Source organism: Bacillus sp. GS3m_15504 (genome assembly GCF_055825275.1).
The window spans coordinates 1,573,209-1,592,084 of sequence record NZ_JBVVNL010000001.1 but is presented as its reverse complement, the minus strand read 5'-3'; the positions used below and the strand labels follow the sequence as shown (position 1 = coordinate 1,592,084).

General features: G+C 34.0%; 18 protein-coding genes. 4 read left to right on the top strand and 14 right to left on the bottom strand.

The annotated features are described in order from the left end of the window. Positions 1–150 precede the first annotated feature (150 nt). From AC0L0O_RS08410 to AC0L0O_RS08355, 12 genes are all read right to left on the bottom strand, one after another. Complete coding sequence (locus AC0L0O_RS08410) at positions 151–1,296, bottom strand: hypothetical protein (protein ID WP_000615346.1); 1,146 nt, start codon at positions 1,294–1,296, stop codon at positions 151–153. Next, the gene (locus AC0L0O_RS08405) at positions 1,293–2,630 is read right to left on the bottom strand and encodes a F390 synthetase-related protein (RefSeq protein ID WP_001038122.1); all 1,338 of its coding nucleotides are present in this window, start codon (positions 2,628–2,630) and stop codon (positions 1,293–1,295) included. Before AC0L0O_RS08405 ends, AC0L0O_RS08410 begins: the two co-directional genes overlap by 4 nt. Continuing rightward, positions 2,623–3,474, bottom strand: a complete 852-nt coding sequence (locus AC0L0O_RS08400) for an MBL fold metallo-hydrolase (RefSeq protein ID WP_000695240.1) — start codon at positions 3,472–3,474, stop codon at positions 2,623–2,625. The genes AC0L0O_RS08405 and AC0L0O_RS08400 overlap by 8 nt, the downstream gene beginning before the upstream one ends. Continuing rightward, positions 3,471–4,457 (bottom strand): NAD-dependent epimerase/dehydratase family protein, encoded by a 987-nt coding sequence (locus AC0L0O_RS08395; RefSeq protein ID WP_000783231.1) that lies wholly within the window; start codon positions 4,455–4,457, stop codon positions 3,471–3,473. The genes AC0L0O_RS08400 and AC0L0O_RS08395 overlap by 4 nt, the downstream gene beginning before the upstream one ends. After that, positions 4,454–5,617: an ATP-grasp domain-containing protein gene (locus AC0L0O_RS08390; RefSeq protein ID WP_001093154.1), complete on the bottom strand. Its 1,164-nt coding sequence runs from the start codon at positions 5,615–5,617 to the stop codon at positions 4,454–4,456. Before AC0L0O_RS08390 ends, AC0L0O_RS08395 begins: the two co-directional genes overlap by 4 nt. Then, positions 5,607–6,596 (bottom strand): beta-ketoacyl-ACP synthase III, encoded by a 990-nt coding sequence (locus AC0L0O_RS08385; protein ID WP_000833201.1) that lies wholly within the window; start codon positions 6,594–6,596, stop codon positions 5,607–5,609. The genes AC0L0O_RS08390 and AC0L0O_RS08385 overlap by 11 nt, the downstream gene beginning before the upstream one ends. Before the next feature lie 618 nt (positions 6,597–7,214). After that, a complete protein-coding gene (locus tag AC0L0O_RS08380; RefSeq protein WP_000583751.1) occupies positions 7,215–7,859 on the bottom strand; it encodes a hypothetical protein in 645 nt (214 codons plus the stop codon). Between the two features lie 91 nt (positions 7,860–7,950). Continuing rightward, positions 7,951–8,364, bottom strand: coding sequence for a DUF6892 domain-containing protein (locus AC0L0O_RS08375; protein ID WP_000520202.1), 414 nt, complete (start codon positions 8,362–8,364; stop codon positions 7,951–7,953). Positions 8,365–8,434: 70 nt separating this feature from the next. Then, positions 8,435–9,547, bottom strand: a complete 1,113-nt coding sequence (locus AC0L0O_RS08370; RefSeq protein WP_000809067.1) for an aminopeptidase — start codon at positions 9,545–9,547, stop codon at positions 8,435–8,437. Positions 9,548–9,896: 349 nt separating this feature from the next. Further along, the gene (locus AC0L0O_RS08365) at positions 9,897–10,721 is read right to left on the bottom strand and encodes a CPBP family intramembrane glutamic endopeptidase (protein ID WP_134188340.1); all 825 of its coding nucleotides are present in this window, start codon (positions 10,719–10,721) and stop codon (positions 9,897–9,899) included. A gap of 109 nt (positions 10,722–10,830) precedes the next feature. Beyond that, positions 10,831–11,625: a MerR family transcriptional regulator gene (locus tag AC0L0O_RS08360; protein WP_000288019.1), complete on the bottom strand. Its 795-nt coding sequence runs from the start codon at positions 11,623–11,625 to the stop codon at positions 10,831–10,833. A gap of 145 nt (positions 11,626–11,770) precedes the next feature. Further along, complete coding sequence (locus AC0L0O_RS08355) at positions 11,771–12,685, bottom strand: class I SAM-dependent methyltransferase (RefSeq protein WP_000715168.1); 915 nt, start codon at positions 12,683–12,685, stop codon at positions 11,771–11,773. Between the two features lie 209 nt (positions 12,686–12,894). Between AC0L0O_RS08355 and AC0L0O_RS08350 the strand changes: the two genes are divergently transcribed. Both AC0L0O_RS08350 and AC0L0O_RS08345 read left to right on the top strand, forming a co-directional pair. Further along, complete coding sequence (locus AC0L0O_RS08350) at positions 12,895–13,488, top strand: AAA family ATPase (RefSeq protein ID WP_003297926.1); 594 nt, start codon at positions 12,895–12,897, stop codon at positions 13,486–13,488. A gap of 149 nt (positions 13,489–13,637) precedes the next feature. Next, the gene (locus AC0L0O_RS08345; protein WP_001982154.1) at positions 13,638–14,756 is read left to right on the top strand and encodes an LPXTG cell wall anchor domain-containing protein; all 1,119 of its coding nucleotides are present in this window, start codon (positions 13,638–13,640) and stop codon (positions 14,754–14,756) included. Between the two features lie 64 nt (positions 14,757–14,820). Here the strand turns inward: AC0L0O_RS08345 and AC0L0O_RS08340 are convergent, their stop codons facing one another. Together AC0L0O_RS08340 and AC0L0O_RS08335 are read right to left on the bottom strand one after the other, a co-directional pair. Further along, a complete protein-coding gene (locus tag AC0L0O_RS08340) occupies positions 14,821–15,492 on the bottom strand; it encodes an ABC transporter ATP-binding protein (protein WP_000202582.1) in 672 nt (223 codons plus the stop codon). Further along, positions 15,492–16,556, bottom strand: a complete 1,065-nt coding sequence (locus AC0L0O_RS08335) for an ABC transporter permease (RefSeq protein WP_000477731.1) — start codon at positions 16,554–16,556, stop codon at positions 15,492–15,494. Before AC0L0O_RS08335 ends, AC0L0O_RS08340 begins: the two co-directional genes overlap by 1 nt. Positions 16,557–16,740: 184 nt before the next feature. Here AC0L0O_RS08335 and AC0L0O_RS08330 point away from each other — a divergent pair, with 184 nt between their 5' ends. Further along, the gene (locus tag AC0L0O_RS08330) at positions 16,741–17,364 is read left to right on the top strand and encodes an ArsR/SmtB family transcription factor (RefSeq protein ID WP_000803748.1); all 624 of its coding nucleotides are present in this window, start codon (positions 16,741–16,743) and stop codon (positions 17,362–17,364) included. 69 nt (positions 17,365–17,433) lie between these two features. Then, a complete protein-coding gene (locus tag AC0L0O_RS08325; RefSeq protein ID WP_000353349.1) occupies positions 17,434–18,693 on the top strand; it encodes an MFS transporter in 1,260 nt (419 codons plus the stop codon). Positions 18,694–18,876: the final 183 nt, after the last annotated feature.

Sequence of the window (18,876 nt, the reverse complement as noted above, 5' to 3'; positions counted from 1 at the left end):
TGTGGAGTCCTTCTGGCTTCCCTAAGTGTTTATGAAAAAGATTGATTATTTTATGTAGCTTACTAAAAAAACACTTTGTTCAATCAACTAACAGAACAAGATGAAACACTTATAACTCCTACAAATTACGAATCTTATCCCTTTTTTTGCTTAAAAGCGATGTTTTTTTGCCATCGGTTCTATATATGTATTTAATATCCACATTAATACTTTCCATACCTTTTGTTGGCTAGGTGGGAGATGAGCGTTATATACATAACTGTATTCAATTTGCTGTGTTGCACCACGATTTCTTTTGAACTCTCCAGCCCCAGCACTACAATGACAAATTAAATCTTTTTCGATAGAATCCATTGTAATAAGGAGGGAAAGGATACGGTATAAACCTTGTTGCTGGTCAGAGTTTGTATGATAGCCAAGGATTGGCGTTGTCATAACTCCATCCCTAATAAAATAAGCAATGACACCATCAATTGTGTCCCCTTTTTTTATGGCCTTTATCTCAAATAAACGATGCTGAAGAGCATTCCATAAATAAGCGGGTGTAAACATTGGGTTATGGGCGGAATATTTTTCAATATATAGTTGGTTGTATAACTGGGAAATTTGTAAAATATCATCTTTTGTTAATTCCTCATTCGTAATAATTTCATAATTGCTTTTCTCTAATAAACTTTTATCATTTAATAAGTCTTTTCGTTTTTTTCGATTCATTTTTTTATAGTGTTTCGGATCAAATAAGTATATAGAACGAGACATAATTTTATTGTAACCGACTGTAGATAGTGCTTCTGTCGTTGCGGGATATAATTTGTTATTTAAAGAGCGAAATAGAATAGTATGCTCTGGAAATTTCTCAACTAATACTTTCGTTATTTGTTCGATTTGTTGTTCGTTGATAGAGTGATAAAGATTTGTTGAAAGCATCCAATTATTTACGACAATTACTTTATTAATATTCGTTCGTCTTAGCCAATTTCCCATAAGATGAATCGGATAGGTTAATAGCTTCTCTAGCCATGGTTTTTTCAACTCCCATAGCTCTTCTAACGCATAAGATATGTAATGTGTATAAGGAGAACATACATATGAATTTTCGAACTCTGCGTTATTAAGAGTGACTGGCAAGATGAGATCATCAACTTCTAATAGAAAGAGCTGCGTGTTAACATTTTCAATAAATGCTGTAATGCCCTTTTGAAAAAAAGGCAAGAAACTATCTCGTACATACGCTCCATCTTTTTTGGATTCCCAATCAATGCTATGCAAAGAATGAACATCATGTAACTGAATCATTTATGTTCACCACGCCTTACAAAACTTTCTATTCTTTTTAATTTTTTATCATATACTTGAATATCGTAATGTGAAAAGAAAAAATGTGGTATCGCACACTTTTTAGTAGACCATAGTGTATGTAATTCTTGCATTACCTTTGATTGACATAATTCGAGATTTTCAGGTAGTGCTTTAAGTTTCATTTCAATTTTGTCTACGCTATGTTGTATTACTTTAAATTCTTGAATGTCACTAGATGCAAACAAAATTGCTCTTCTAATGAAATCTGGAAAAATAAATATTTCGCTATGATCCACTTCACTTATTCCAATAAATATATCATCACATCGACCATCAATACGTTCTAATGCTAAGAAAGGTGAGCCACAGCTGCACGGCGTCTTTTTCTCAATTAATATGTCATTGAGACGATATCGTATAATCGGCTGTGTTTTCCTCATGAAATCAGTAATAATGGGAACAAATATCCCTTTCTCTTGATCTAAGTATTCTTTTTCAATATGAACGAGGTCTTCATTCATGTGTAATGTCCCCTGCTTGCAGGTGGTAGCAAGAAAACCTTCTGTACATTGGTAAACTTGGTGTACTGTCTGCTTGAAAGTCGCAGAAATAAAGTCTCTATCAATATCTTCAAGCACTTCTGCTACAGAGATAATTTTCTTAGGACAAATTGTAATCAGTCCTTCTTGCTGCCAGTAAGCAATTTTCCGTAACATAGACGGAGGTGCAATTAAAATAGATGGCTTTACTTCATTTAATCGTGTGATATGCTGTTGAAACGAATCTAGTAAATCAAAAAAATGAAATGAGATTCGCTTATTTTTTGTCGCTTCGTATAAATTGCTATTTGCACGTAAGAAAAAAGCAATCGTGTGTTTATGTAGAATGCTAGAAGGAAGCACCTTTCCAATAATCGAGCCAGCCCACAACGTTTGTTCTTCCTCGGAAACGAGAAAAACCCCACGATTTCCACTAGTGCCCGATGATAAACCGACAGTTATATTACGAATGGTTGGTGAGAAATTCCGGGTCTTCTCTGCTTCAAATGCTACATGAAACGCTTCTTTCTTTGAAATATGTACTGTATTTAGTGTATCAAAATGTTCCATCATTACTTCTTTATCAATAATGGGGAGTGCAGACAAATTCCCTTTTTCAATTTCATGTAAAAACGGCTTATATAACTGGCGATAAAAAGGCGATGCCTCTATCGTGAACAAAAGTTGTTTTTCTATTTGTCGTTTATGAAACTGTTCCAATTGTTTGCGATTTGAAAATCTCAAGCCATATTTTGTTTTCAAGTATTGCTTGAGAATCCGTAGTTTATTCATAGTACACCCCTGCTTTAATTTTATCCCATGTATGTTCACAATGAGTTGGTACAATTTCAATCTCAGGTGATGTTTGTGATAAATGGTGTAACTTCTCAATATTCTTCTGATAAGACTTTGGATCGCTCGTTAAAAGGTTGGCAATTTTACTAGGAAATACAAGGTTTTGATACGTTTTACTGAGCCACACTGCGTCTGCACAAAGAAAGACAATTTTATTACTCTGTAAATGGACAAATATACCAAATTGACCAGTTGCATGTCCTGTTAAGTCAACAGCAAATAATGAGCCATCATCAAATACATCATAGCCCTCTTCAAACTTTCCATATGTAGAAGGTAAGTTAAGGGATGGAGTTTGATCAATGAATGACATCCTCTGCTCTAAATCCACCGGCAGTGTATCTTTTAAACACCCTTTTAATAGAGCACCAAATTTACTTCTCTTTTTAATATCCTCATAAGCTTTTGCGAAGGTTAATATTTTCGCTTTTGGAAAATCGGGTAAACCCGCTGTATGATCGCCATGAAAATGAGAAAGAATAATATATTTAATTTCTTCTGGCTGAATACCATCAAGAAGAAGTTGCTGTTTAATAGATTGCTCTTCCGTAAAATGAACAGGCGTCAGTTTTGCATATACAGAGTAAGGGAATTTTTTTGTCGCTTCTTTAAAGTGTCCTGCATATCCAGTATCAAATAGAATATATCCTAATTCTGGATGATGGAGTAATCCTACTGTTGCTGGAAAACAGATTTGTTTCCAACTGCCCTTGGAGTATGCGATTTTTTCTGGATGTGTGCAATATCCTGTATCATATAGCTTTAAAGATTTGATTTTCATTGTATTTTCCACCAGTCTACAAATTTTGTAATTCCTTCTTCTATACTGACCTTTGGAGCATATCCTAGCTCTTCTTTAGCTTTATCAATACTTAACGTCTGGCTTTTTGAAAGGACGCTAACAGTATACTTTGTAAGAATAGGTTCTTTTCCGAATAAAATAGTTTTTGAGATTCCTTCTAATATAGCCGCTAGTGTAAAAGCAGTTTTGTAGGAAATTTTTTTATATCGTACTTCCTTATCAAGGCGCTTCATTACATTTTCTATGACCTCATATAAATTGATACGTTCGTCATTTGTTATATTGTACTTTTGCCCTAATGTATGTTTTGGGGAATGCATACAAAGAAGTAAAGCATCTACAACATTCTCAACATACGTAATATCCACAAGAACATTTTCTGTACCAATTCTCGGCAAAGCCCCTTTTTCACATACTTTAATAAGACGCGGAAGAATCGCGTTATCTCCTGGTCCAAATAAAGCGCGCGGGCGTATTGTGATAACTGGTAAACCATGCGCGAAAGCTTGATCAATAGCTTGTTCAGCCATGTACTTCGTTGTTGCATAGTGATTTACAAACGTATCAGGAAGTTTCGCATTTTCTACTACATTTTGTCGCTCATCATAATAGAAATAAATGCTTGGTGTTGATACGTGGATAAGGCGTTTTATACCGTACTTTTGACTTCCCTCGATAATATGTTTCGTTCCTAACACATTTGCATTATAAAAATCTTCATATTTGCCCCAAGGGGAAGAAAGTGCACCGCTATGAAAGATATAATCTTTATCTTTACAAACTTGTAGCACACGCTCCCTGTCTTCAAGAGGACAATGAACAAACTTGATTCCATTTTGTTCTAATACCTTACCGATTGTTTTATTTCTTCCCGTTGCCGTTACTTCATAGCCCATATTCTTCAGTCGAAAGGCGAGTTTTTGTCCTAGAAAGCCCGTTCCACCAGTTACTAGCATTTTCATAAATCTTCACCATCCCACGATATGTCATATGTTGTTTGCTCTAAAATAGTCCGTTCATATTTATAACTTTCACGCCATAATTTGTACATGCTAAAAAACTGATAAAAAAATGGTTTCCAATCATTGTGACGATAAACGATATCTGGATATGAGCATAGAACTTTTAACCATCGTTTACGTTTTTGTTTACTTTTTAAATAAGGAAATCCATATAGAAGCATCGCTAACCGAATTGCACACTCTGAATTTTGTTTTGGAATGAATGCATTGTTTACTTTTTCATTAAAAAAAGCGGGCAATATTTCCTCATCGAATAAATGTAATCCACTTGTAGTACGTGGATTACATTCAATTGGAATCGCATCTCCATTCTCTGTAACGATAAAATCAAAGGCAATTTGTCCTGAGAAATTTAACTCTTTTACAATATGCGTAACAAACTGAGCAATTTTAGAATGATTTATAGGCTGAAACGCAATGGTAGCACCTAAGCCTGCCGTGAATTCCGTTTTGTACGTAGAGTGAGCTAACACTTCCCCAGATTGTGCAATACTGTAGGAACAATGCTGCGTTCCTTGTATAAACTCTTGCATAATATAATTCGACTTATGTATCATGCTTTCTTTTAGAGCAGCCTCTTTTGTCATAAATTCCACTTTATCAGAAAACCGGGAGTAAATCGGCTTTAATACAAAAGGAGTATGAGCTGGTGTTTTGTGCATCATTGATCTTATCGCTTCTTCATTATTTATTCTATATGTTGCAGGTACTTGCCACCCTAAACTTTCTACGAACTGAATAAATTCCCACTTATTATGCAGTAATAAAAGTTTTTGAAAATCATCTACTAATACATGACAAAATGCACTTAATTCCTCTTTATATTTAGATATATAAAATACTTCTTCACACGTTGGAATAAGCAAATCTACATTGTGACGTTGAATAATGGATAGTAGCGCACGGATACTTTCATTTGTTTTCCACTTTGGAGATGGGATTTCATAAAAGTAATCCGTACTCTTTGAAACTTTACTTAACGGATAAGGAATACTATCTGCAATAATAACGGTATGTCCAGCGTTATGAAACAGTCTGCATAAATGCAAAGTTGCTGGTGCACGTGCCCCTGTAATTAATACTGTTTTCTTAGTATTCAAGAAGGATGCCCCCGATAGAAAGTCCCGCAGAAGTGCCTAATAATAATATTTTATTTCCACGTTGCACTTTCTTTTGCTTAATCGCTTCGAAAAGAGCGACTGGAATAGATGCGGAAATCATATTACCATAGTCTTCAAAAATAGTCATAAAGCGTTCTTCATCTACCCCTAATTTTTTACGAATGAGTCTCATAGCTGGTCCACTTGCTTGGTGAGGAACAATTAAATCAATATCGGCTAGAGAATAACCAGTATCCATAAGGAGCTTGTCGATAAACTTCATTAAATACTTAGAAGATAGTTTAAAAATAGCTCTTCCATTCATATCGAACAAGAAGTCTTCTTTTCGTTCCTCACTATACTCCCTAGGATGAATCATCGTTCCACCGCCACGAATTTCTGATAAATGCGCACCAGAGCTATATGTTTCCATATGGGAAGCAATAATAGAAGATGAATGATCGCCTTTTGTTATGACAACAGCTGCCGCACCGTCACCGAATAAAATACTGCTTTCATTTTGTCCCCAATTTAATCCAACAGAAGAAATTTCAGAAGAAATAATAACAACATTTTTGTATCTCCCGCATTCAATTGCGTATGAAATTGTATCAAGTGCTGTTATGAAACTTAAACATGTTGAATTGATATCAAAACATGGAATACCAGAATGCTGTAGCCCGAGCTGTTCTTGAATAAGTGATGCAGTAGAAGGAATCGCCTGTTGAATCGTTCCGCTTCCGCAAATAATACAATCGATATCATCCCATGTTAACTTCGCATCTTCTACAGCTTTTTTTGCAGCCTCAGCCCCCATATAAGAAGACGTTTCCCCATCAACAAAGTATCGTGTTTTTACCCCAGCTTTTTTTAATGTCCAGCCTTCTGGTACGTCTAACATTTGATCTATTTCAAGAGAATCTACTTTTCGTTTTGGAAGATATGTGCCAATTCCTTTTATACTAATATATCTTTTCATTTTCTATCGCCTCTTAATCTTTTTATAAGTTCAAAAATTCCGTCATATATAACTACTGTTGTGGATGCATACAGATTTTTTTGTGGAATTCTGCTATCCCATTATGTACATCTAATCCTATTTTTCTTCAACAAAGAGCCAGTTCTCTACTTGAGAACTGGCTCTTTTCGCATGAGAATTCTTCAAATACATAATCTAGAAAAAACTTTTATATCAATTTAACTATATTATAACAATTATCCGAAAATAATTAATAGTATTTTTTTGTAAATAAAAGTGAATATGTGGTACAAACTTATGCGGGTTGCTAGTTTATTGAGCAGCAAATATAAATATATGGAGCGTATATACATGTAATTTTAACATCTTCTATTTTCTCTTTTGTTCCCACAAAAGTTACTGTAATTTAAAACCTAAAGTATATATCTTCATATCTTTTATACCAATTTACTATTCTATTTCGATTGAAATATGATAAATCAAACTGAGGTAGTAAATTCAGATGTAATCATATTTGAATAGTAAAAGAACGCTATTTTTTTACTAAGAATGACTTTTTTTATGCTTGATTGTAATTAATATTTTTCAGTTAATAGATGTGTAGCGATATACCTTGTATTAACAGTTATGCGTAACTTCTAGCTCGTTATTAGCATAAATTGTTCCGTAAGTAGCACAAAGTAACATTCCACCACAAACTTCACTACTCACTTGAAAGTTTATGTTATCTTCAAATGTATCTATACTATTAGGTCTAATTGTATCTACAAGTTTTTGGAAATCAAGAACCGGTAAATATTTCGTTATGATTTCATAGCTTAATAAATTATCTTCATTATTATATACATTATATTTCTGAATTTCTCTATAAATCGGACTTTGACTATACGGATCATGTTGCAATTGTCCATTTTCATCTTCGAATTTTTTTATTTCTTCTTTTACTATATAATCTGGATAATCTTCACTCCTTTCATCTTCATCACCAAATTCCCAAAATGGATATTCTATATCACATAAATGCGTTATAACCCACATTAGAAATTGCTCATTTATAAATCCAACATTTGTCTCTAACTCTTTGAATCTATTACCATAATATTTTGTAGCTTTTTCTACCTTTTCTTCTTGATTCATATTGTCCGTCGCCCCTGTTATATCGCATCCATCTAAATCTATAAAAATGCTATTGAATTTACCTAAAATGCCTAAATCAACAGTTTTACTCCAGTAGCCTTCACCATCATTATCGATTATTATCATAGTATCCTCCATTCTGCTTTGTTCATTGCATAAGAAAAAGTGACTCTTTCTTAATAAGAATCACTTCCATTATTATATAACTTGTCTCTCATTAATCCTCAATTTCAATTCCAGCTTGTTTAAATGGTTCTAATACTTTTGGGTAACACATTGAAATATATTCCACTGTTTTTAGATTTTTTAAATTTTGAAATCCTTCAACAGATATAACATCAAATAAACTGTCTTCACCATCCCAATCAGGTTTTAAAATATGATAAATTTCATTCCCACCATCAAAGCAAAGGGATTCAATCTTTTCCAAATCACTTATTTTCAAAGTTAACTCTTCTAAAAAATCTCTGATTTCAACAATTGGCCCAGCTCCTGAATACCATTCAAAATTATTCGTATGCTTATCTATTAAGTCTTTCAATTCTTTTAGAAATAGTGGCTCTTTATCTAATAAAGCTTCAATTACCACTAATTTAAAATTAAAATCTTGAAACATTTCACTCTTTCCCATTTTAATTTCCTCCTATTATTACCCCTGTCCTAGGGTTTTAATCCCCTTTACACAACTTTCAAAAAGCACTTTACCTTTTTAAATTCTCTTCATTTAATCCTAACAGCTCTGGTAAAATAAAACACCCATCTTTCCTAATCAATACATCATCAAACCAAATTTCACCCCCGCCATACTCTGGTCTTTGAATATTTACTAAATCCCAATGTATCGCTGATGCATTTCCATTGTCTGCACCTTGCAACGAATCTCCAATTGCTAGATGAAAACTACCATTTATTTTTTCATCAAATAACGTATTATTCATCGGATATAGTATGTAGGGATTAAAAGCCAACGCGAATTCTCCAATATATCTTGCTCCCTCATCCGTATCAAGAATGCGATTTATTCGCTCTGTATCATTTGCATTTGCCTCTATTATTTTTCCATTCTTAATATGTAACTTAATATTTTGAAACGCATAACCTTGTTGAACAGATACTGTATTAAATGTTATTACTCCATTTACTGAATCTTTGACAGGTGCCGTATATATTTCGCCATCCGGGATATTATCCGTACCATCCCCCTTTAAGACGCCTATTCCTTCAATGGAAAACTCCAAATCTGTTCCTTCTCCAATTATCCTCACTCGTTTTGTCTTTTCCATTAATTCTTTTAATGGCTCCATCGCTTTCGACATGTTGTTGTAATCTAACGTACATACATCATAGTAGAATTTTTCATAAGCCTCCGTGCTCATATTTGCTTCTTGTGCAGAAGCCGCATTCGGAACACGAGTTGTCACCCATCTCGTTTTATATACAGCTTCACTATGAGCTTTTCCAAATATCTTTTGATATAACTTCATTTTTTCTGCTGGTACATCTGCTAATTCATATGCATTTCTAGGACTACGGAGATTAATATACACTTGCATTTTACTTAGTCGATAACATTCCCAATCTGCTAATAACTTAAATTGTTCTTCAAATCCTGATAAAATTAATTGCCTCGTAACAGAAACATCACGCATTGATACATGTGCATATCCACCTGCTTTTTCCACTGACTTAATAATTTCACGAACTACTGCAGGGTTTATTTCTGTAACACTTTGGATCAACACTTGATCACCAGGCTGCACTTTCGTAGAATGGTTGACTAGTATATCTGCTAATTTCGATAATCCTTGTTTCATTATACTTCTCATCCTTCCCTTTCAAAAACTTAGTAAACTAAATCATTCAAGATAGAATATATAAATTCCATAGCGTAGATATCGCAGCTACACTCAAATAAAGAGTTCTTGGTAACAACCAAATGCCGTAAAAAATCATAAAAGTTTTTCTCCTAATAACTGCTGGAAAAGAAGGGAGTAAGGGCATGAAAAATACAGTAATATATACTTCCTTATCGAGCATTTGGTTGCTATGCGGGTTGAAATATAGAAAAACAATTGAAAGAATTAAAATGCTTATAGCAACGACTAATCCTATATAAATACTTATATAATTTTCATAATTCCTCGCCTTCCAATAGCAATATACTTAATACTTTCGATTGCTACTATTTATATCTTCCGCTCCATACAAAACTCTCTTTGGATTTATAACAATCATTACAACTGCTACCACTAAATAAAATATCGCGTTATACATGATTAGATTTATTAAATTTCCGTTTATAATACCAATAAAAAAATTAAAGAATTGATGGATAATGATTGGAATAATTAAATTCTGATTCAAGTTGTAAAATGCAGTCATGACGATTTTTACAGATATGATAGAGATCATAAAAAATAGAATATATTTAATTAGGTCCATGCCAACAAATCCTGTAGTAAACCAAATAGGTAGATGCCACATCCCCCACCAAAATCCAATGATTATTGAAGCTTTCAATGGTGAATACTTCTTTTGAAGCTCAATTTGTGCAAATCCTCTCCATCCTAGTTCTTCTCCTAATGGCCCCGCAAGAAAATTTTTAACAAAGAAATAGATTAGTATTCCCCATGAAGATACAGTAAAAATAGAGTCTACTTCACTATTTTTAGATATTAGAAACAAAATCAATAAAAATATAAAAGCCTGAATCATACTTGCAGTAAGAATCACAGATAATTTAAGTTTAGCCCTGAATTTATCTTTTACAAATTGTATAACGCTCTGCCCCGGATAAATTTTTTTAAATAGCATTACAAAAGCAAAAGTTGAAGACCAAGACGATATACAAAACATTACGTCAAAAATCCATACAGGGAACCCCAACATACTTGTAGCTCCTACAAGTAAAAAAAGTGGCAGAAAAATAATATTGGTTAGTACAATAAAACTAGCTACTGGCTTTTTTAATTTCTTTTCCCTATTCATGCACAATCCCCATTTCAAACTATGTATTTCGCAAATATAATAGTATTTATATTTACAGATACTCCTAGCTTAAACCTGGGGGTTACTCACAGGTCAATACATGTCTGCATTATTTTACAGGTGCATAAATTTCTAAAAATATACGCTCAAGTTCATCTTCATATGTGGTAAGTAATATATTTATATACACTAGCCCCAAAAGTTCATACCCTTGTTCTATTGCTGCTTTTCTTAAACTCGATTCCACGATATGATCAATACTCTTCCCACCAGTTGACCACCTTCCATCCTCAATAACTGTATACATACATTTTGGATGCGATAGAATTTCCCCTTCTAACTCTTTGTCAAATCCCTCTACTTTTCTTACAACTATAAATTTATCTTCTATAATACCTTCTTCATTAAAACTTATAACTCTTCGTAAAGATGTTAAAGTAACTGCTTTTTTTAAACGATCCGTATTCTTTTTCAAAGATTCATACTCATCATACGCAGTAAAATGCTCTATTTCTCCATTTACTTCTAAAGGCTTCATTTCTTTTACTACGTATTCTCCTAAGAATTGCTTTGTTTTTTTGCAATCTTCTTTTACAATTTGAAGCTTTTTTAAAAGGAGTTTTTTATATTCTATTTCCTCTAAAACTTCTTGCTCTTTCTCTTCTAGTAATAGTTTTATTCCCTCTATGCTCTTACTTTTTCTTAATTCCTGAATTTTTTTTATTTCGATATCTATTTCCCTATAGAAATTGACCGTTGTTATATCATATATATCAAAATGATTATATTTTCTATACCCATTCTCAATATCTTGCTTCGGCTTGACCAAATTTTTTTCCTCATAAAACTTCAAAGTATCCCTAGATACACCTAAAAATTTAGCGACTTGTCCAATTGTGTACATCCTGTTCTCCTTTAGCATCACTACTTAATTTGTTACATTCATACTTCATATTCTTTAAATTATCGAATTTCCCTTCCTATTAATGTTTCCCACTTGTTCTCCCACAAAAAAAGACACAGAGATTCCTCCCCGTGCCTACTAATTTTTACTTCTTCACCGCATGCACATAATGCACCGTCTCGAAAGCTTTTAAATAATCGTTTCGTCCTTCAAAATAGAATGTATTTATGTCTTCTGGCGATAAATGCTCATAAATGAGTAAGCCCGCCTTCTCTAACAGTGCTTCCATTTCGGCATAAGAAAAACATGATTTCATCGGTTCTCCGCCTATTGCAGCCATTTTCACCATATTTTCCACTCGATTGGACAGTCCCTTTTCTGTAAATAAGTTTTCATCTGGATAATCGAAAACGATAGAGCTCCCTTCTGGAACCATCGCAAATAGGCATTCTATTAAACTAGAAAGTTCCTCTTTCGTTAAATAGTACGTTACACCTAATAAACTAAAGAACGTCTTTTTATTTTCAAATCCTTCATTCTGTAACTGTTCATAGGAAAATCCTTTCGTGAAATCCATCGAAATAAAATGAAGGTTGTTTGGAATTTCAAACTCTGCTTCTTCTATTCTCTCCTTCTTAAACTGCTGTGTAGAAGGATGATCCACTTCAAATATTTCTATTTTATTTTCTAATTCTCGGTGTCTAAAACTGAACGTATCTATGCCGGCACCGAGTATGACGTATTGTTTCGCGCCTAGTGCAACTTCATGTAGTAATACTCTTTCACAATATGCCGCACGTGCTAAAGGTGTTGGTGATAATTGCACTTGTGTAATCCATTTTAATATTTCTTGTGGATTATCTTGAAACTGCTGTGCAATGTCTGTATTGAAAAAATGTATCCCTTGAACCATATTCATTTCAATGTCGTTACGTTCTTTTTGAGAAATGAACTCTTTAGCTACATAATCATCAAAGATTTTTGGATTATCAAATTCACTATGATATGCCCTTCCGAAAGCTGATACTAACGACGTTATACTTGCTTCACCTTTTTTCACGCACATACACTCCTTCATTTTCACAACAAAAATAGGGTTCCCCTGGCCAGGAGAACCCTATTATACACTTTATTTTTATATTGGTAAATTATAGCATAAATAAGTTTTTTTTGTCAATTTTTTAGCCTACTATCACTTCGGCACTTTGTATATTCTCTAGCAGGAAAATTGTCGATCCACACAGAATATTCCAGATTATAACAATAAACATGGAGGCCAATATGAAACGATTCGTCATTATTACAGTAGGAAAAACACACAGCGGAAAAACTACATTTGCAAGAGAATTAGAAAAAGAGTTCCCTCACTCTTTCGTTATGGATCAAGATAACCAAGCAGAATTTATTAACTCGCATTATGAAAAATTACAACCAGCTGAAGGCACTAATACATTTAAGCACGGTCTTTCTAAATTCATTGTTGATTATGCGAAAGAACATACGAGTTTACACCTTATTATTTGCAATTCCAATCGCAGTAAAAACGGACGACTATATTTACTAAATGAATTATTTCCACAAAATGAATATGTACGCATACTCGTTCATTTTGACATTCCAGATGATGTACTTTACGAAAGAGTAGCTCGAAGCACACGTAGTACCAATATTTTTAGAGGTGGTTATTCTAGTTTCAAAGAAGTGCTAGATCGACAACAAGCTGAATCACTTCACGAAGATGTCGTAGATCCTGTAGAAAAAGAGGCTGATTATTTGTTTGTTATTCGCAATAGTAAAGATATAAACTTTACTATAGAAAAAATTATTCATCTTGCTAAAGATTTGTCCCCTACTCCAAAATAAAAGAATTTCAAAATTACATAATCATAGATTATTATGCAAATCCTTCCTCTAAGCGCCTAACATGGTATATAATGATAAGATAATCTACTTCTATATGCTCATTTTTACACAAAACAGCTCATGCATATGAAAGAAAAGAGGTACAAAATATGAAAACAAAACAAACAATTGCTGCGTCTACACTAGCTTTAGCAATGATTGCTGGCGCAAACTCTGCTCATGCAGAAGTAAATGATGCTACTCCTCAGCAAAGTACGGGAGATCGATTAGCTGAAATTAAGCAACATAAACAAGAGTTAGATGCGAAATTGCAGCAACACAAAGAAAACGTGGATCAAACATTGAATGAACTTAACAAGGTTAAGGAAAATGTTGATACGAAGGTGAATGAACTACATGAACGTAAACAAGTTGCTGATGAAAAAATTAATGAGATTAAACAACATAAACAAGAATTAGATGCAAAACTTCAGCAAGACAAACAAATCGCCGAAGATAAAATCGCGGAAATAAAAGAGCATAAAAAACAAGTAGAAGATAAAGTTGCTGAAGTGAAAGAACATAAACAAAATATCGATAACAAAGTGAATGAGATTAAAGAACATAAACAAACTGTCGATGAAAAAGTGAATGAAATAAAGCAACATAAAGAGAACATCGATCAAAAGGTTAATGAACTTAAGGAAGTTAAAAAACAAGTAGATGAAAAGTTAGCTGAGTTAAAGAAAGCGAAACAAACTGCTGAGGACAAACTTGCTGAACTAAAAGAAAACAAACCGAATACTGGTAACACGTTAGAAGAGCTTAAGAAAATTAAAAGCAATTTAGATAGCCTTTCCGCTAACTTAGAACTAGCTAAACAAGATGTGAAAAACAAACTAGCTGCATTACAAGAAGCTAGACAAGATTTAATTAATAAAATTAACGAAATTAAACAATCGAAACAAACTGTTTCAGACGATTTATCAAAGAAAAAACAAGACTTAGATATTAAAATCAACGACTTTAAACATACTGAGAAAAAAATTGATGACAAATTAGCTGAGATACATACAACGAAGCAAAATGTAGATAACAAGATCAATGAAGTATCTCAATCGAAACAAACAGAAACAAAGACTGGTACTACAAATGCAAACAATAATGCTAGAGAACTTCCTAACGCTGGTAGTGAGCAATCAAATAATATGGCTTTAGGTATGTTATCTGTATTAGGCGGGATTTTATTAGTAACACGAAATAAAATTAAAACGTTATTCTCAAAATAAAGCCATTATACTTATTAAAAACAATTATACAAAGGCCAACCGCATGTACGGTTGGCCCTTTCCTTTATATTAACTGTCCATCTCGAAGCGTCAATATACGATCACATACATCAAGCATTCTTTCATCATGTGTAATCATAATAGCTGCTTTTTTGCTTTCTTTCACTTCGCGTTTCATCATTTCTACGACTTCACGTGCGCGTTTTGAGTCTAAGCTTGCCGTTGGTTCATCTGCTAATATTAAATCTGGGTTGTTCATGAACGCACGAGCGATTGCTACCCTTTGCTTTTCCCCACCAGACAGTTGATTTGGATAATGATTTTTTCTTTCTCCTAATCCAAATGCCGCTAATAAATGATCCGCACGCTTTTCTGATTCTTGTTTGTTTTCTTTTTTCAGCTTTGCAATGTACAGTAATTGCTCTTTTACATTTAAATATGGAACAAGGTTTGCAAACTGGAAAATGAAGCCGATTTTTTTCAAACGAATGTCTGTCATTTCCTTTTCTGATAACTTCGTAATATTTTGCTCACGAATGTATATATCCCCTTTTGATGGTGATAGTAATGCACCCGCGATTGATAATAACGTACTTTTCCCTGATCCAGAAGGACCGACGATTCCGATAAATTCTCCAGCTTTTACATCAAGCGATATCGGATGAAGGGCTGTTACTTCCGTATTCCCTTCTCCGTACACTTTACTTACTTTGTCTAATTTTAATAATGAAGTCATTACATCCCGCCTCCAATTGCTTCTAATGCATCAACTTTTAATACTTGATATAACGAAATAAGTGTTCCTAAAATACTAATGACGATAAAGATTGCTGCATATTGTGCAATCATCGGTGCTGTTAATAAGAACGGCATGCCTGCCGGTAAAATTTGTTCTAATCCTTGTACAAGAACAATACTAATTCCCATCGCAACGACTGATAAGAATAACGCCTGCACGACTAAGCTATTTGCTAAATACGAGTTCTTTGTACCAATCGCTTTTAATACGCCTAATTGCTGTGTTTTTTGCAGCGTAATGACGTAGAAGAATACACCGATTAATAACGCAGCGATAACTAGTAAGAATGCAATGATCATCGTTAACGTTCCTTGCTCTTCTTTAAACCCTGGAATACTTTGTAGTACTTCTTTTTTATTAATAACGTGAGCATTTTTAATCTCTTTATCTGTGTTAAGTGCAATTGCGCTATAATCTTTTTGGTTCGGTTGTGTAATAGCACCCCATACGTCTTCATTTACATATACGACTGGTGTATGGCTAAACATTTGGTCTTTCGTAAATCCAACGATTGTAAATTCTTTCTTTGAAACAGGATCAATAATTGTATCTCCAATATCGATTCCTTTTTCTTTAATCGATTCGTCCGCAACCATTTCATTATTTGCTGTACCTAATTTCTCACCTTTTACAATGTTCGGTTCTAAAAATGTATCGCGTTCACTTGAGAAAATAGCGATATCCACTTTTTTCGAACTATCTTTCTTTTCATACGTTGAAACTTTCACGCGAAACGGAACGGCCTCTTTCTCGCTTGCTTGATTTACTACGTTATCTACATCGTCTTTCTTAATTTGTGAACGAAGTAATTTATTTTCCGCATCATCTGCTAAAACGAACTTATTTGCCTCCATATTTTGAATCGATGAAGCATTATCATATGATAATCCATTTGCTAATCCTGAAATAACGAGGACTAAAAATGATAATAACACCATAATCAATCCGATTAATCCGTATCTTAATTTTGATTGTTTCAATTCACGCAGAGCTAAAAACATTTCGCTCGCTCCTTCCTCTTTCTTTCTATGCACTTATCATAAAAAAGAAATATGAACGGAATATGAACAGAAGATTACAGAGGAAAGATTAAATTTTCAGAAAGTATTGAAAATAAATAGAATCCTTGATACAATTCAGTCAAATAATACTGACCGAGTAAATTTATTCAAGGAGTTGATCATTTTGAAGCCCATGTTCACACTAACTACTTATAGCCAACTAAAAGCAATGAGCGATCCACTACGTGTCGAAATGATGATGCGTCTATGCGAACGTCCTTATACAGGACAACTACTATCTGAGAAATTCGGCATTTCAAGGGCGAAAATTCATTATCATTTAAAAGAATTAGAGAAAAATGGTTTTATAGAAATTGTATATACAGAAGAAAAAAATGGCATCGTTCAAAAGTTTTATCAATCTGTCGCTAGGGGCTTTACCCCTGCCGCAGAACTATTACCTCATTTAGAAATATTAAGTGAATCAGGTCGCCAAATTTTTTTACAAATGGCAGAAACAACGAAAAACCATATTCTCGCTGCTCCTGAAGAAGCTTTTATATTAAGAAAAGAAAGCGAAGACCCGGCTGAGTGGAATTACGTTTCATCCTGCTGGGAGTTTGACGCTACGCCAGAACAATTTCAAGTGTGGGTGAAAAAGTTTTATGAATTGATGGCTGAATTAAATGAGATCGCAAAAGACGCGGATAAAGATCCGAATAGTAAATCTTATTACATTTCTACTACTGCACTACAAATCGATGAAAAAGCAATGCAACGATTTGTGAAAAAAGAAGAAAAATCGTAATACGATTTTTTTTACATAAACGGTCAAATTTATTTTACCGAATAAATTTATTATAAAGGAGTAGATTAAATGGACATATTGAAAAACCGGAATTTCCTCTTATTATTTTTAGGGAGAATCTTTACAAACATAGGAGATAGCTTGTACTATGTAGCCGCGATGTGGCTCGTATATAAGCTAAGTGGTAATCCTTTTTATTCTGGATTGGCTGGTTTCCTTACGTTACTACCTTCTGCATTACAATTTCTTACCGGTCCATTCGTTGATAGATGGCCAATTAAAAACACCCTCGTCATCACACAAGTACTGCAATGCATTCTTATATTAATCATTCCTATTACACACTACTTCGACCTACTAACCGTCCAATTACTACTCATCATTATGCCAATCGTAGCTTTTATCGAACAATTCGCCTATCCCGCACAATCAAAAGCTTTACCACTTCTACTGCATAAAACACAATTATTAAAAGGAAACTCACTCTTTTCATTTGCATATCAAGGCATTGATTTAATTTGCACGACGCTTTCTGGCATATTAGTAGCGCTATTTGGCGCCATTACTTTATATGTAATCGACTCTTTTACTTTTGCGATTACTGCCCTTTTGTTCTTTTCATTGAAAATGCCACAGCAAACTGAAACAGGCACATCACTTTCAACTAAACAATATTTCTCTGATTTAAAAGAAGGCTTTTCAATCGTCTTTCGTTCATTAATGAGCGTCTTCTTAATCGGTTCAGTTGTTGCCAATTTTTCTATCGGTATGACGATGGCGATACTCCCTTCTTTCGCTGATTCTTTAGGAGGCGTGCAATCATATGGCTTCTTCTTAGCTGCTATATCAGCAGGTAGTTTAATTGGAGCATTATTCAGTTCATGGGTTGGCAAACGTAACGTTGGCCGCGCTTCTATTATTAGCTTTGCGACTGGTGCTATCTTTTGGTTTCTCTCTACGGTTGTACCGTTTCAATGGTTATCTATTTTCTTATTCGGCCTAGCTTGGGTACCGATTGGTGCAACCAACATATTATTTGCGACAATTAGTCAAATTTTAATTCCAAATCGATATATTGGACGCATCAACTCAGTGATGCGAAGTATGGGCACAATTGCTATGCCATTCGGTTCTTTAATTGGTGGATATGCTGCAAATATATTTAGTAGCCAACTCATTTTCGCACTCGCTAGCATCGGGATTTTATTTATTTCTCTTGTATGGCTACTCCATCCGAAATTACGAGCATTGCCGAAAGCTGATGAAATTACAGCGGATACTTTTGGGGTGCAGTTTAAGGAAGAGCACGGGAAAGGTGCGGCTCTATAATAGGAGTTAGGGTACGTGAAATTTATATCGGCGATTTTTCAAATATATCAGCGCAACTCGAATTATATCGGCGATTTTCACAATATATCGGCGCAACTCGAATTATATCGGCGATTTTTCGATTATATCGATTTACCGACAAAAAACGACAAAAAGAAGAGGCCGTTCCCACACAGCCTCTTC

Bases quoted from the DNA above. Each gene is read 5' to 3' on its own strand.
- AC0L0O_RS08410 (WP_000615346.1), bottom strand. From the start codon at position 1,296: ATGATTCAGTTACATGATGTTCATTCTTTGCATAGCATTGATTGGGAA.
- AC0L0O_RS08405 (WP_001038122.1), bottom strand. From the start codon at position 2,630: ATGAATAAACTACGGATTCTCAAGCAATACTTGAAAACAAAATATGGC.
- AC0L0O_RS08400 (WP_000695240.1), bottom strand. From the start codon at position 3,474: ATGAAAATCAAATCTTTAAAGCTATATGATACAGGATATTGCACACAT.
- AC0L0O_RS08395 (WP_000783231.1), bottom strand. From the start codon at position 4,457: ATGAAAATGCTAGTAACTGGTGGAACGGGCTTTCTAGGACAAAAACTC.
- AC0L0O_RS08385 (WP_000833201.1), bottom strand. From the start codon at position 6,596: ATGAAAAGATATATTAGTATAAAAGGAATTGGCACATATCTTCCAAAA.
- AC0L0O_RS08380 (WP_000583751.1), bottom strand. From the start codon at position 7,859: ATGATAATAATCGATAATGATGGTGAAGGCTACTGGAGTAAAACTGTT.
- AC0L0O_RS08375 (WP_000520202.1), bottom strand. From the start codon at position 8,364: ATGGGAAAGAGTGAAATGTTTCAAGATTTTAATTTTAAATTAGTGGTA.
- AC0L0O_RS08370 (WP_000809067.1), bottom strand. From the start codon at position 9,547: ATGAAACAAGGATTATCGAAATTAGCAGATATACTAGTCAACCATTCT.
- AC0L0O_RS08365 (WP_134188340.1), bottom strand. From the start codon at position 10,721: ATGAATAGGGAAAAGAAATTAAAAAAGCCAGTAGCTAGTTTTATTGTA.
- AC0L0O_RS08360 (WP_000288019.1), bottom strand. From the start codon at position 11,625: ATGTACACAATTGGACAAGTCGCTAAATTTTTAGGTGTATCTAGGGAT.
- AC0L0O_RS08350 (WP_003297926.1), top strand. From the start codon at position 12,895: ATGGAGGCCAATATGAAACGATTCGTCATTATTACAGTAGGAAAAACA.
- AC0L0O_RS08345 (WP_001982154.1), top strand. From the start codon at position 13,638: ATGAAAACAAAACAAACAATTGCTGCGTCTACACTAGCTTTAGCAATG.
- AC0L0O_RS08340 (WP_000202582.1), bottom strand. From the start codon at position 15,492: ATGACTTCATTATTAAAATTAGACAAAGTAAGTAAAGTGTACGGAGAA.
- AC0L0O_RS08335 (WP_000477731.1), bottom strand. From the start codon at position 16,556: ATGTTTTTAGCTCTGCGTGAATTGAAACAATCAAAATTAAGATACGGA.
- AC0L0O_RS08325 (WP_000353349.1), top strand. From the start codon at position 17,434: ATGGACATATTGAAAAACCGGAATTTCCTCTTATTATTTTTAGGGAGA.